Source organism: Bacillus sp. FJAT-28004, assembly GCF_001280845.1.
Classification (GTDB): Bacteria; Bacillota; Bacilli; order Paenibacillales; family Paenibacillaceae; genus Pristimantibacillus.
The window spans coordinates 105,200-120,072 of the sequence record NZ_LGHP01000004.1 but is presented as its reverse complement, the minus strand read 5'-3'; the positions used below and the strand labels follow the sequence as shown (position 1 = coordinate 120,072).

At 43.9% G+C, this 14,873-nt stretch carries 12 protein-coding genes; 9 read left to right on the top strand and 3 right to left on the bottom strand.

Annotation, left to right across the window (positions count from 1 at the left end):
- Positions 1-486 precede the first annotated feature (486 nt).
- The 5 genes from AC787_RS30540 (at position 487) to AC787_RS30525 (ending at position 3,852) form a co-directional block, all read left to right on the top strand.
- Positions 487-819, top strand: a complete 333-nt coding sequence (locus AC787_RS30540; protein ID WP_054028755.1) for a hypothetical protein — start codon at positions 487-489, stop codon at positions 817-819.
- A 155-nt stretch (positions 820-974) separates the two neighbouring features.
- Positions 975-1,241, top strand: coding sequence for an SUMF1/EgtB/PvdO family nonheme iron enzyme (locus tag AC787_RS35490; protein WP_082361344.1), 267 nt, complete (start codon positions 975-977; stop codon positions 1,239-1,241).
- Positions 1,242-1,260: 19 nt separating this feature from the next.
- On the top strand, positions 1,261-2,148 hold the full coding sequence (locus AC787_RS30535; RefSeq protein WP_054028754.1) for a LysR family transcriptional regulator: 888 nt from the start codon (positions 1,261-1,263) through the stop codon (positions 2,146-2,148).
- Positions 2,149-2,256: 108 nt separating this feature from the next.
- Complete coding sequence (locus AC787_RS30530; protein ID WP_054028753.1) at positions 2,257-2,916, top strand: type 1 glutamine amidotransferase domain-containing protein; 660 nt, start codon at positions 2,257-2,259, stop codon at positions 2,914-2,916.
- Between the two features lie 36 nt (positions 2,917-2,952).
- The gene (locus AC787_RS30525; RefSeq protein ID WP_054028752.1) at positions 2,953-3,852 is read left to right on the top strand and encodes an NAD-dependent epimerase/dehydratase family protein; all 900 of its coding nucleotides are present in this window, start codon (positions 2,953-2,955) and stop codon (positions 3,850-3,852) included.
- Between the two features lie 385 nt (positions 3,853-4,237).
- Here the strand turns inward: AC787_RS30525 and AC787_RS30520 are convergent, their stop codons facing one another.
- Positions 4,238-5,299: an NAD(P)-dependent alcohol dehydrogenase gene (locus AC787_RS30520; RefSeq protein WP_054028751.1), complete on the bottom strand. Its 1,062-nt coding sequence runs from the start codon at positions 5,297-5,299 to the stop codon at positions 4,238-4,240.
- Between the two features lie 153 nt (positions 5,300-5,452).
- Positions 5,453-5,836, bottom strand: a complete 384-nt coding sequence (locus tag AC787_RS30515) for a MerR family transcriptional regulator (protein WP_054028750.1) — start codon at positions 5,834-5,836, stop codon at positions 5,453-5,455.
- 221 nt (positions 5,837-6,057) lie between these two features.
- Between AC787_RS30515 and AC787_RS30510 the strand changes: the two genes are divergently transcribed.
- Positions 6,058-7,236 carry an MFS transporter gene (locus AC787_RS30510; RefSeq protein WP_054028749.1) on the top strand — a complete coding sequence of 393 codons (1,179 nt, stop codon included), beginning with the start codon at positions 6,058-6,060 and terminating at the stop codon, positions 7,234-7,236.
- 7 nt (positions 7,237-7,243) lie between these two features.
- Positions 7,244-7,768, top strand: a complete 525-nt coding sequence (locus tag AC787_RS34275; RefSeq protein WP_054028748.1) for a cyclophilin-like fold protein — start codon at positions 7,244-7,246, stop codon at positions 7,766-7,768.
- Positions 7,769-7,948: 180 nt separating this feature from the next.
- On the opposite strand, the gene spoVB is transcribed toward AC787_RS34275, so the two are convergent.
- A complete protein-coding gene (gene spoVB / locus AC787_RS30500; protein WP_054028747.1) occupies positions 7,949-9,499 on the bottom strand; it encodes a stage V sporulation protein B in 1,551 nt (516 codons plus the stop codon).
- Between the two features lie 437 nt (positions 9,500-9,936).
- Here spoVB and AC787_RS30495 point away from each other — a divergent pair, with 437 nt between their 5' ends.
- Together AC787_RS30495 and AC787_RS30490 are read left to right on the top strand one after the other, a co-directional pair.
- The gene (locus AC787_RS30495; RefSeq protein ID WP_054028746.1) at positions 9,937-11,022 is read left to right on the top strand and encodes a peptidylprolyl isomerase; all 1,086 of its coding nucleotides are present in this window, start codon (positions 9,937-9,939) and stop codon (positions 11,020-11,022) included.
- A 126-nt stretch (positions 11,023-11,148) separates the two neighbouring features.
- Positions 11,149-14,817, top strand: a complete 3,669-nt coding sequence (locus AC787_RS30490; protein ID WP_235561176.1) for an S-layer homology domain-containing protein — start codon at positions 11,149-11,151, stop codon at positions 14,815-14,817.
- Positions 14,818-14,873: the final 56 nt, after the last annotated feature.

Here is a 14,873-nt window from a genome sequence, read left to right as displayed (position 1 = left end):
TATACAATTTTTTTAACAAGACGTTGGACTAACGGATAGTTATCTAGGATCATCAGTTCAAATCAATAATTATCAATGTAACTATAGTGGAGGAGCTGCATCTGTACAGCTCCTCTTTTCTTTGTTGAAGTAACGGGAAATACATTTAAAAAAATGTAATTAATGGTATTATTATAGTCGCAAGTGGGAATTATTTTGATCAGTCAGTTACGGGGGATGAGATGAAGCTGAGACGTTGGACATGAGGAGAAGTCATCACATCTTTAGTTTCTGCTGGCTTAACAGTTAAAGCTCTACATGAAGAGTCAGGGAATATTTAAATATGGATATTTAATGATATGCCAGTAGGAATAGAGGATAAAGTTCCTGGGATTTATGCCGTAATTTGCTAACGGGCAGATTTGCGTGGAAAGTCGTCAGCTTTTGATTTTAGCATCATAAAGTATTCATAAGGCCTATGGAACGTTTTTGAAGTACGATTACATTTTGAAGAAAGGTGATACAAAAGGTGATCTAATCTACAAAGGGATAGTCTTGGCTTTTATAATCATTCAAAGTATATATATTCTAATTACACAACCAGATAAATTTAAACCATGGATATCAGTATTTTATATTTTTATAGGTATCATAATGACAATAATGGCTGTTATTTTTTATTTTGATGCTAATAAACCTAAAATAGGACCAGTAGGAAATGGTCCCAATCATGATTTAATTTTGACTAATTTTCTCGTCATGATATTTACGGGTGGAAGCTTAATAATTATCGGTATTATCGGCGTTCACATTAAAAGAAAGCTGAAGAACAAGAAATAATATGAACAGCTGCCTCGCTTTTTGCGACTAAATGAGTGCTTATAAAAACTGACTTAATTGGAGGTTTAAAAGTTTGAATACTCATATTAATCCAAAAGACGGAGCAACCCTTATTTGGGTACCATCCGGAACATTCATGATGGGAAGTAAGAGGAATGGCGAGACAAGTACGAGAATGGTGTATGGATTGGTATGATCCGGATTATTATAATCAAAGCCAACGAAAGAAGCCGCGAGGGACAGAAAAGCATGGAAGTCGACCTGGTTACGCACCTTGCAGAATATTGAGAGGTGGGTCTTGGTCTAGTCCAGCTTATACAAGCAGAGGATCTCAACGTTTGTTCTATCCACCGGATAGGCGTGATTCTAACGACCATGGTTTTAGACCAGTGATAAATTTTCGGTGTAGACATTTTACATGATAAAGGTGGAACATACAGTATGGTTGATTTTGAATGGTATAGAAGCTTTTGCACGATATATAAGCATCAATCAGTTTCCGAAGCCGCAAAAACCCGCATGATGACGCAGCCGGCCATGAGTCAGCACTTAGCCGCCTTGGAGGCGGAGGTGGGTGAAACTTTATTTGTTCGATCGACTAGGAAAATCGCCCCGACAGAGCGGGGAAAGGAGTTATATTCTCAGCTCGCTCCGCTTATTGAATCGTTAGAGAATACAACAATGAACTTTAAATCGGCTTCTTTGCCTACGTTGAGCGTAATCAAGCTTGGAGCGGCGCATGAGTTTTTTAGCGAAATAATACTGCCACAACTTCCTAAATACAATACTTGCACCGTTTCGCATTTCGGAACCGCCGAGCAATTGCTGGAACTGCTGAAGGAAGACAAGCTTGACCTCATTATTATGTCCAAAAGATTCCAAACTCCCGGTGTCGAGTATTTGAAATTGATGGATGAGGAGTTTGTTATCGTAGCTCCAAGCGAATATGAAATCCTTGAATTAGATAACCTGAAGCTTGAAGAGCAATGGCTCTCAGAACAGAAATGGATCAGCTATGGCTTGGAATTGCCGATAATAAGAAGAATTTGGAGAGAGCATTTTAAGAAGCGTCCTCAGATTAGACCTATTCATGTCATTCCTAATTTACATATGATCCTGAAGGCAGTTGAGATAGGTGCAGGCTTAAGTGTCATACCTACATACCTCTTGCAAAATTCGTTAAGAGAAGGCAAAACAAAAGTTGTTTTTAAGCATTTAAAAGTAAAAAACGAGTTATATATCGCGTATCAGTTAAAGAATAAGCATTTGCCTCTGATTAATGAGATCATGTCTGTCATAAAGGAAAATAAGAAGGATCAGCTCGAGTGATTTATAAATATTTTTATTAATTATCCGTTATTTCTTAATTTGTTTTATGTATGTTCTAATGCGTACAATAAAGAAGCAGCAAAATAAAAAATAACGGAGGCTGGTACCATGTCAAAAAAAGTGTTGATCGTCGTCACGAACCATTCAGAAATTCATGAAGGCAAACAGACCGGCGTATGGCTTTCAGAGTTCGCCGAAGCATATATGGAGTTTACGGCTCAAGGATATAAGGTAACGGTCGCAAGTCCGCTTGGAGGAAATGGCCCGATTGATCCTGGCAGTGTTGATGCTGACACACAGCAAGAGATTTTGGATGCAAAGAAATATTTGGAAAACACCATAAAGCTGGATGAAGTTTCCCCTGAAGGGTTCGATGCTATTTTCTTGCCTGGCGGTCATGGAACGATGTACGATCTACCGCATGACGAAAACCTGAAGAGGCTGGTACGTGATTTTTTTGAACAAAATAAAATCGTAGCCGCTGTTTGCCACGGTCCTGCCGGATTGGTTGGTGTAACATTGTCGAATGGACAACCGCTTGTATCGGGAAAAAGAGTCAACGCGTTTACAGATCGGGAGGAAGCACAAACGACGCTGGACACGCATCTGCCTTTCTTGCTCGAGAGCAAGCTTCGCGATCTTGGGGCGATATTTGTGTCAGCGCCGGACTGGTCTACTCATTACGAGGTGGACGGCAACTTGATTACCGGCCAGAATCCGCAGTCTACGCTTGCTGTAACTAAAGCCGTTATTGAAAAGCTATCCTAATTAAAGTCATACAACATTGCTGAGGAGGGAAAATTTATGAAAGTGTTTGTTACAGGAGCTTCAGGCTATATTGGCGGATCGGTGGCTAAAGCTTTGCTTGATGCAGGGCATACAGTCTACGGTCTGGTTCGCAATCCCGATAAGATGGAAGCATTAAGAGAAATGGGTTTAGAGCCTATACTCGGCACGTTGGAAGATACGGACACTCTAACGAAGTATGCCAAGCTCAGCGACGCGGTCATTCACACGGCCGATTCGGATCATTTGTTGGCAGTCGAGACTTTTATAGCTGCTTTGCGTGGAAGTGGGAAACCATTTTTGCATACATCGGGTTCAAGTGTGGTTGGGGATGATGCCCGCGGCGATACGGCGAGCGAACATATTTTTGACGAGGAAACGCCATTTGTACCTATGGATATTAGGGAAAACCGCGTTGCGATCAACAACCTCGTGCGCAATGCTGGGATTGAGGATTGGGTGAGAGGCATCGTGATTGTCCCGTCGATGATTTATGGTGATGCACTAGCGTTACCAGTGGAAAGCGATCAATTGCCGCAAATTATTCGCAAGTCGCGAGAGTTACAGGCAGGCGTTCACGTAGGTAAAGGCGTAAATCGCTGGTCCAATGTTCACATTAAGGATTTGGTCCAGTTGTATGTATTGGCACTTGAAAAAGCACCGTCCGCATCGTATTTCTTTGCCGAAAATGGGGAGGAATCTTACGGGGACATCGCCAAGTCGGTCAGTGAGGCGTTAGGCTTTGGAGGCAAGACCATAAGCTGGCCTGCAGACGAAGCGATTGCAGAGCTTGGAGATTGGGCGCGTTTTGCCATCGCCTCGAACAGCCGTGTGCGTGCCGCTCATGCAAGAAATTTACTCGGTTGGGCTCCGAAGGAAGAGTCGCTGCTTAGCTGGATAAAAAATAATTTGCAATAGTAAACCAGCAGAATATGTCCTTATAACTGGAAAATCTCCCATTAATCAGAGCACTTTCATCCCAATGAGGACAAAAGCAAAGGATTAATGGGAGAGAATCCTTCCCTGGTTATTGGATCTACAGCTGGGATCTGCAAGGAACTGCAGTTCATTTCTTGTAAGAAGGAGCAAAAGTATCAATAACGGCCGCTCTGACGAACATGTTTCAAAATGATTTTTTCAGACAAGCTTGTCATACAATTGAGGAACCTACATCTTGTGACAAGAACATATGCATTTAAAAAGCCGCTAATTGCGGATTTTTTTCATTTTATAGATATATGTTCTTGTCAAAAGCTAGTGATGGGGAGATCCAGTTCAAGATGGTAGAAAGTATCTCTGCGAGTTATAAAGTAGAGATGTCAATAACAAACCGATACCGCACGTCGCTTTTGAGGACACGCTCATACGATTCTTCGACTTGGTCTGCGCTTATCACTTCAATCATAGGGGAAATGCCGTGTTCAGCTGCGAAATCGAGCATTTCCTGGGTTTCACGAATTCCACCAACGAGTGAACCTGCAATGCTGCGACGACCCATAATTAATGAAAATACATGATACTTGTCTGGTTCAGCTGGTGCGCCAACATTTACAAGTGTCCCATCAATGCGAAGTAGTGATAAATACGCATCAACATCCAGATTTGCAGACACGGTGTTTAAGATCAGATCAAAACGACCAGCTAATTCTGTAAATGTAGCGGAATCACTTGTCGCGAAGTAATGATCTGCGCCAAATTTCAATGCTTCCTCTTTCTTATGATTAGAGCGACTCAATACTGTTACTTCAGCACCCATCGCATGAGCAAATTGGATCGCTACGTGGCCAAGACCTCCCATTCCCACAACGGCAACCTTCTTGCCTAGGCCAGTGTTCCAGTGTTTTAAAGGAGAGAATGTGGTAATGCCTGCACATAATAGTGGGCTTGCCACATCCATATTCAGACCGTCTGGGATACGGACAACGAACCCTTCCGTTACAACGATTTTTTGGCTGTATCCTCCGTATGTTGGATTACCATCGTAGTCTAGACCGTTATATGTGTTGACAACACCTTTCGTACAATATTGCTCCTCACCACTGAGGCAGTATTCGCATTCTCCGCAGGAATCAACAAAGCAGCCAACGCCAACACGGTCACCAACGACAAATTTGGTCACTTCTGTTCCTACTGCTTCTACGACACCGGCTATTTCATGACCCGGAACCATTGGGAAGATTCCACCGCCCCATTCACCGAATGCACTGTGAATATCAGAATGGCAAATGCCACTGAACTTAATATCTATTAAGATATCGTGTGGCCGTAATTCTCTCCGCTGAATAGTGATCTTTTCAAATGGTGCTTTTGCACTTGGGACACTTAGAACACGTGTCGTAGAAATGTTGTTATGATTATTGCACATAATAAATAATACAACCCTTTCTTTTGTAAAATAATAAGTTGAAGATGTAACTCACATCAACTTATTTCTTAATGGATTTAAAGTCTACAAGAATAGGTTAATCCTTAATGTTGACTTTAAGGCAAGGGCTTTTTGAAAATTATTAACAAGTTCTTATTTTAGATTTTCTTTGAGGTACTTATTTTCTAATTCATCGTAGTATTGTATTTTCAAATCAATTTTTTTAAAAGCGTTATCCAAATCTCTTTGTTTTTCCATCATTTTCTCTTTATGTTTTTCAAATATCTGTTTGCGTTGCGAGGCTGTGCTGTCTCCTACTTTTGTTAATTCCACTATTGCACGTAACTCTGAAAGAGGTATGTCAGTTTTCCGTAAACATACAATAAGCTCTAACCATAATAAATCTGCTTCGTTAAAAATTCGATTTCCATTTTCATCTCGTTTTATAAAAGGTAAAAGACCTTCTTGTTCATAATATCGGAGTGTATGTGCAGGCAAACCTATCTTATCTGCTGCTTCTTTTATATGAATTTCCATTGTATCCTCCATAAATCTTTATCATTATTTTGCTCTTATTACTGAGATCAATCCCTTAGGTTTTATTATAGACCTTAAAGTCTACTTTAAGGCAACAACTCGTTTTCATCTACATTTTGGGAATTTAGGAATATCTCTTGACTTAAAGTTGACTTTAAGGGTTATTGTTGCTTTGCATTAGAAAATAATGAAGAAGTAAGGAAGGTCGGAGACGGATTTTTATGGATAAACAAATTAATTTGCTTATATTTATATTGGCGGTAGGGGTTTTCGGTATTTTGAATACTGAAATGGGTGTTATTGGTATATTGCCTTTGATTGCTGATTACTATGAAGTCAGTGTATCAAAAGCTGGATTATTCGTGAGTCTTTTTGCACTTGTGGTTGCAATATCTGCTCCAAGTATGCCGCTATTGTTTTCTGGTATAAATCGCAAAAAAGTAATGTTAATTGTACTCGGTGTATTCGTTCTGGGAAACATTGTCTCGATATTTGCAACTAACTTTACCATTGCATTAATTGCTCGTGTGATTCCAGCTTTTTTTCATCCCATTTATTGTTCAATGGCATTTACAGTAGCAGCTAACTCAGTTAGCAATGAAGAAGCACCAAAAGCTGTTTCTAAAATAATGCTGGGGGTATCTGCAGGTATGGTACTTGGTGTGCCAATCACTAGTTTTATTGCTAGTGAATCTTCGTTTGATATGGCCATGTTATTCTTTGCTTTCATTAATGCTATAACACTCGTTGCTACATTACTATTAGTACCTTCTATGCCTGTTAAGGAAAGACTTTCTTACGGATCACAATTAAGCGTATTAAAAAATTCAATTACTTGGCTTTCCATTGCCGCTGTTATTTTTATAAATTCATCAATATTTGGGGTTTATAGTTACCTTGCTGAGTATCTTGAAATCATTACTAATATTTCTGGGAAAACGATTAGTTTAATGTTAATCGTATATGGTGGGGCAAATGTTATTGGAAACATTTTAGCAGGGAAGTTACTTACTAAAAATGCCAATAATATTGTAGCGATTTTTACTTTCGCATTAGGAGCAGTTTACATCGTATTATTCTCATTTGGACAACTTACAGCACCTATGGCTATCATTACTTTGGTTTGGGGAATATTAGCTGGTATTGGAGGTAATATCGCTCAATTTTGGATCACGTCCGCAGCTCCCATAGCTCCTGATTTCGCTAATGGATTATTTTTATCATCCGCTAATATAGGAACAACAGTTGGTACAGCTTTAGGTGGACTATTTATATCAGCATTCGGTACTCAATACATCGTAGTAGGGGGATTACTATCGTTGATGCTGAGTGCGGTGTGTATTTTGCTAAGAAACAACATATTTAGTCCTAGGAAACAACTTTCTATAGAAGAAATTTAATTAGTTTATGCATGATAGTTCTACAACCGCTGAAAGTGAACCGATTGCTAACAACTTAAGTAATGAACATTCAGGCGTACCTGATAGACAATACCAGGAGAGCAATCCATATTCTATAGTTCAGAACAATCAAAATTCCGCAGTTGAGAATGATAGTGTAGAAGGTGCCAGGATAAAATTGATTTTGGACAATGAGGAAATCATTGTGAATATGTATGACAATCCAACAAGCAGGGATTTTATGGGCAGACTCCCAGTGACACTATCATTTAAAGAATATGGTGGTTTCGAAAAATTGAGTGTTTTAGAAGAAGGATTATCTAGGGAAGATGCGCCTTCTGGCAGCGATCCTACAGTTGGGGATTTCGCTTATTATGCCCCTTGGAAAGATGTAAATATATATTATAATGATTGGAGTTATTCACCTGGATTGACTCTATTAAGAAAAATTGATTCCGGCAAGGAAGAGCTCGCGGGAAAGCTTGTAAATATGAGTGATGATTTCACAATAACAATTGAAAGAATGGAATAGATTATTGTCGGGTGACAAGAACATAATATCATTGGATGCCGCATTTAATGCGGCATTTTTTTATGTTATCAAGTTCTTGTCAAATTGCATTAGGGATGGTATCGGTGATTTTTTGAAACGGCAAATTGATTTCAAAACGTGTTGTGTTAATCGTTAGTGAAGCAAGAAAACAAAAATTATTTACCATGGAATCGAAAACCTCTGGAGCTTACTTTTCCAATTCAACGTACCCGTCAATACGAGTGTAATGAAATAGATGAGTAAGGACGAGACAATTGAAACGATTACGCTCCATAACAGCGGTAGGCCTTGGACGGTAAGATAGTCATAGGTCCAGTGCCCGCATATCGCCATCAGCATCATACAGATTCCAACCTTGATATAAGGACGAATACTCCAGTAAAATCCGATCGAGCCTGAGATCGAAAAGAAGTTTAACAGGGTTTGCATGACAATTCCGATGCCGATGCCGTACGCGATGCCGATAATGCCGAATTGGCTGCCGAACACGAAGATCGAGACAACTTTGAAAATCGTTGCTGCCACGTAGTTCCACAGTGTTGCTTTCGCTCGGCCGAGACCGAGCAGGATCGCGTGAAACGGTGCGTCGAAATAATGCAAAAAAAACAACGGTGCCAATATTTTGAGTAGCAATCCTGCTTCTGGTGCGTTGTATACAAGCGTTGTAATTGGAGTTGCCCACTCGAATAGGATGACGGTCGCCGGCGCGCCGATCAGAAGTCCCAAGTTTAACGCCTGATTCATCCTCTCATGCATAAGCAGACTGTTCTTGTTAGCCGCTGCCTCGCCAATCGCAGGAATGAGAGCGGTGGACAAGGACTGCGTAATAAAGCTTGGCATGAACAGCAGTGGAAACACATAGCCGGCCAGCAGGCCGAATTGCTTCGTGGCTAACACTGTGCCGATGCCGGCTAGCGCCAGGCTGGATGTAATGAGAAGTGGTTGGAAGGTGCTGTATAACGAATGAATAACGCCGTGCCCGGTCGTCGGCAGACCGATCTGTAGCAGCTCTCCGAGTGTGCTTCTTCCTTGCTTTATGTGGCTCACCCATGTCTCGCCCAGCATCTTCGATTCGCCGTACATTTTGTAGCTTGCCACCAGAAATAAGAGGCTGATCGCTTCGCTGACGACTGATGCAGCCATTGCGCCCGCAGCCGCATACGCGATGCCAAAAGGCAGCAATAGGTGTACCAATGCAAGGACACAGGCGATTTGCACCGTATGCTCGAGCACATCGGAGGTGGCGATGGTTTTCATCTGCTGCATTCCGCGGAAGTATCCTTTTAACACTGCGGAAACAGCGACAATCGGCGCGATCGGTGTAATCGCGAGCATCGCATAATAGGCGCGTTGATCGCTCAGCAGGATGGATGCGATCCATTCGGAAGCTAGTAGTGAAATGAACGTAAGCGCTATGCTCAAGATGCTGGTGACGGCTAGCGACACGTGCAGGATACGCCTCACTTTCAATCGTTCGCCTCGGGCGTGGGCTTCCGCGACCAGCTTTGAAATTGCCACTGGCAATCCAAGCTCCGTAATCGTAATGACGAGAGGGACGAGCGGATGCGCCATCATCAATAGGCCGATTCCCTCCGCGCCCAGTACACGCGCAATATACATGCCGCTGATAAAGCCGAGAATGCGGTTGATGAAAGCAGCGACAGACAAGACTAGTGTTCCTCTCATGAACGATTGCCCGTGTTGCACCATAGCTTGTTTCCTCCTGTTTATCTAATACTTAAATATGTATTCAACATTTGGAAAAGCATGCGAACGAGCTGGTGTTAGACTTTCAGACGCCATGCTCCTCCAACATAAGAATAAGAAAAAAGTTAAATGTAAACAGCCCCCGTCTTGAGTGAACAAGATGGGGGCTTTTTGAAAATATAAGAAAGCATATGTTTTCACTATACAGAGCTTATATTTCATGCGAAACAGTGGCGTCCTTAGCTAAGGACGCCGAAAGGCGTTTCTGCTTGGGTGCGGCGAACAGTTTAAATGAAGTAAATATAATGAAAGCAAAGTAAAAAGATTGAAATTGCAAGCGCTTTCTTTTTGGGATTACAATATTTGTATGGGAAACCCCGGTTTGGGGTTTCATTAGCCTGTTACTTCGCAAATCAAGAAGGATGTGATGAGGATTGAGGATGAACGCGGCGACAAATAATTTTGGAAATAGGAGAAGGCGGATTATAGCAGTCATTTTGATTCTGATTTTCGTTCCGGCTGCCATGATCATGAGCCGGATCATTACCAAACATGATAATGCCGACAATTATATCGCTCTAGTAAACGGATTTTCAATAAGCGCAAAAGAATTTGATAACGCCATCAAAGCCAACAAAGCCCAAATCATCGATTATTTCTACAATAAATACGCCGCCGAACAGACGCCTGAATTCTGGATGACTTCATTCGAGGGTGAAATCCCAGCGGAATCTATCAATAAAAAGGCGCTGGATGACAGTGTTCGGATAAAAATTCGGCAACTGATTGCTCAAGAACAGGGCGTGTTGCCGGACATCAGCTATGATGTATTTTTACGGCAATTAGACGAGGAAAACAAGAGAAGGCAAAGTGCAGTCGATAACAATGAGATCATATACGGTCCTATCCAATATGGCGAGGAAGCATATTTCGAATATGTGCTTAGTCAAACGACCCGATCAGTCAAAAGTCAGTTCATGCAGGATGAATGGAAGCCGGATGACCAAACATTAAAACGCTTTTACGACATGCAAAAACAACAATTGTACCTGTCGCAAGGATCGGTAAAAGTAAAGCTAATCTCGTTATCGTTTCTAGATTCCAATCAAGCCGTTGACTTAGCACTCAAAGAGGAAGCCAAGAACAAGATGGAACAGGCGATGGCCATGGCGGCTTCCGGGACCGATTTCGAGAAAATCGCGAAGGCATTCAGCGTCAATATGATGGACAAGGACTTTAACTCGAGCAACGTCAGGAGCAATTCCAGAAGTCCTGTCGCACAGGCAGCTGAAAAGCTTTCGATCGATGAAACTAGCGGCATCATAGAAGAGAACGGACGTTATTATATGATGAAATGCATGGAAAACCAAATAGAGGGATCAGGTTTCCAGGATTTCGACAGTATCCAAGAACAAGTTCGGAAAGATTACGCCGACTATCAATATGAGAAATATGTCATGAAGCGAGTTTCGGAAGCGCAAATCGTGTTGAACGAGACAGCGTATCGCGCCTATCGAAATATGTAAAAGGAAGTTCTATCCATATTGATGTTAACACTTCAATAGGGCCCTATTGAAGCCTGACATAAATCGAAGGAAAGGATGAAAATAATGAATTTGATCAAGCAGATATCAAGGAGGATCATAGCAATCATGTGTATCATGGCCTTGCTTAGCGGCATAGTCATCGCATCGCCGCCTGTCGCCAATGCAGCTGCAACGACCTACTACATCGATAATATCGAAGGGGATGACGGTAATAACGGGACAAGTCCCGGCAGCGCCTGGAAATCGCTCGACAAAGTCAATGCCACGACATTTACGCCCGGCGACAACATTTTATTCAAAGCGGGAGGAATCTGGAACGGCAGACTTTGGCCCAAAGGTTCGGGGGCAAGTGGAAGCCCTATCATCATTGACCAGTACGGCACAGGCAGCAAACCTCTGATCGCCGGCATTACTTCCGAATTGGAAGCGGTATTCTTGAAAAATCAAGAGTACTGGGAAATCAACAATTTGGAAGTCACGAACCGATCATCGTTGCCTTTCGACCGTGATTGGGAGAATCCTCGCGGTCAACGTCGAGGTGTTTACATTTTGAACGAAGAAGCTGGTATTTTACGCCACATCCAAGTGAAAAATTTAACGATCCATGATGTCGACGGCTCTTACACGACACGCTCCGGAGGAATTATTTTCGATTCCGTCGGGTCGGTCACTCCCAGCGCGTTCGAAGGCATTCTCATTGATGGCAATACGCTGACGGATGTGGATGCTTACGGTATTTACATCGGTTCCAATTGTATTCTTCGATTTGGAATGAACGATTTATGGCCCTGGGTACAGAAGCCATACGGACCGTGGACACCTTCTACCAATGTAATCATTTCCAATAACTCAGTCGTCAGAGCAGCAACAGGCGGGATTGCGTGGAACGTAACCGATGGCGCCATTGTTGAACATAACACGGTTCAACAAGCTACCTATCTGGCCACCAACGCTTCGATATGGTGGGCTTATGCAGACAATAACCTCGTTCAATTCAACGAATCTTTCGAGAGTGTTAACGGAGCGGAAGACGGCCATGGGTTCGACGTGGATGCAGGAAACCTCGGTTCGATCGTCCAGTATAACTACAGTCATGATAATGCAGGCGGCTTCATGCTATTCGTGAATGACACTTACTACACGACCAATACGATAGTCAGGTATAACATTAGTCAAAACGATCGGAAAAGCATCTTCCGATACAGCGGATCGATTAATAACGTGACGAATCACAACAACACGATTTATGTCGGGACCGCATCCGGTAATCCGGTCATGAGCGATTATTTCACGAAAGCTTCGGGTGCCCCGATCAACATTAAGAACTATAACAACGCTTATTATAGCGTAGGAGATCAAGGATGGGATCTGACGGGACAAGCATTCGATTACAACGCCTATTTCGGCGGAAACACGCTGGTGCGGGATGACGCCCATAAGGTAACCGGAGATCCGAAATTCGCAAGTCTCGGAAGCGGCGGCAACGGCATGAATACAGTTGGAGGATACCAATTGCAACCGGACTCCCCGTTAATCGGAGCGGGCATTCGCATCACCGATAACGGAGAACGGGATTATTACGGCAATCCGTTATATAACGGAGCTCCCGACATCGGCGCCCACGAATATGCAGGCGACGTACCTCCGGCAGGCAATATGCCGGATCCTATCGTCATAACGCCGGTGCACATGCCAAGCACGCCAACCGACAATTTGGCTCCGCTTGCGACCGTGAGTTCGACGTTCATGACGGACTCGGCTATTCAAAATATTAACGATAAGTATTACGAAACCTCGTGGTTGAGCGAGATGTCACCCGCTTTTCCCAACTATATAACGCTCGATTTTGGCTCTACCCAGGTGACGGCCAACATTTTGAAACTTAACGCATCATTCGGACAAAGTCAGGGCATTACGGATTTTGATCTCGAATATTTCAATGGATCGGCATGGGCTCCCATTCAATCGGGTATCCAGGTTGCATGGAATTCCAATACCAGCGCAGATGAGATCCAATCGGTGAAATTCCCTACTGCAATGTTCAATAAAATCAGGTTGAAGGTAAACGGCGGAAACCTGCAACGAGGTAATATTGCGCTGAACGAGCTGGAGTTGTACTTCGAAGCAACGGATATCGCAAGCACAACGTTTCCTACGGGGGGAGGGGAGATTGCCAACATTATCGATAATAACGTCTCGTCAACGTGGGGCAGCTCTGCCGACATTACTCTCCCGGGCTATATCACCTTAGACTACGGGAACAACCCGGTTAAGGTCAACAAGATCACTTTAGTTACGCATTTCGGTATCGGCCAAGGCATCACCAATGTCGATGTGCAATATTTCGATGGCACCGGATGGGTAACAGCATTATCCAATGCGTCGATTGTTTGGAAGCTAAACGATAGTACCAAAGAACATCAGTCCATTGAGCTTCCAACCATTACAGCAAGCAAAATCCGACTGAAGATCAATGAAGCGAACCGAGAGTGGGGGAATATTGCGCTTAATGAACTGATTCTGGAGAATAATGTGGTCGTCGAACCGGAACCGACTCCGACACCAACTCCGACACCAACTCCGACACCAACCCCGATGCCACCGCAAACGCCAGTACCAACAACGATACCAGCTCCGACAGGAGATACGGGTAAAGTGGTAGTAGATTCGGAGCAGCTGAAAGGGAATGGATCTGAAGACATCGTGATTCGAACGGATAAGGCGCTTAAGGAGCTGGTGCTGCCGGGCCATGCGTCAAAGCTGGTCGGAAGCTCCGACTTGGTTATACAAGCGAGCAATATGAGCATGACCCTTCCTCATGAGTGGCTGCAAGAGGTGGCAACCGTCTTGCCGGATGACCAAGCCCAGCTCAAAAAGAGCACGATCTCCCTTTTTGCCGAACGAATGGAACAAAGCAAAGCTAACGCGCTGCTGATGGCCGTCGGCCGTCAAGCAGACGCAGATCTAGGTTTGGCAAGCGAGATGCTGGAGTTCAGCCTCATTGTGACGGATCCAGACGGACGGAAGACGACGATCAGCCGCTTCGATCAACCGCTTGTCGTCACGCTTAAGGCGAACCCGCAAACCGATCGGCGACTCGCAGGCATTTATTTCGTGTCCGATAGCGGTTCATTGGAATATATCGGCGGTGAGTGGAAGGACGGCTGGCTGACAGCGAAAATCTCTCATTTCAGCAAATACGCCGTACTGGAATATCGCAAAACTTACCAGGACGTTGCGGCCGGCCACTGGGCTAACGACGCTATAACGGTGCTGTCGGCGAGGCATGTGGCAGAAGGTGTGTCGGCAACGAGATATGCGCCGGAGAGGGATATAACCCGCGCCGAATTCGCAGCCATGCTGGTACGGGCGTTACGTTTGGATGGGAAAGCAGAATCCGAATTTTCGGATGTGAAGGCCAACGCTTGGTACGCAACTGAAGTAGCGCTGGCGGCGAAAGCCGGATTAATAACCGGTAAGGGAGACGGCAAGTTTGAGCCGAATGCCGCCGTTACGCGCCAAGAGATGGCCGCGATGATCGTTCGCGGTTATGCGTATGCTGCCGGCACGGAAGTCGCGGACTTGGGCCCTGCGCCGTTCAACGATACGGCTTCCGCACCAGATTGGGCGCGAGAGGCGATTGCCGCAGCTCACAGCTTAGGTTTGATGCAGGGTTACCCCGCCAACCTCTTTAAGCCGGATGATCATGGCACGCGAGCGCAGAGTGCCAAGCTGCTTCATAACCTGCTGACCCTTACGGAGAAGTCCGAATAATCCAAGAGGCGAGGCGATTGACCCATACTTTTCTTAGGTGGGACCAATCGTCTCTT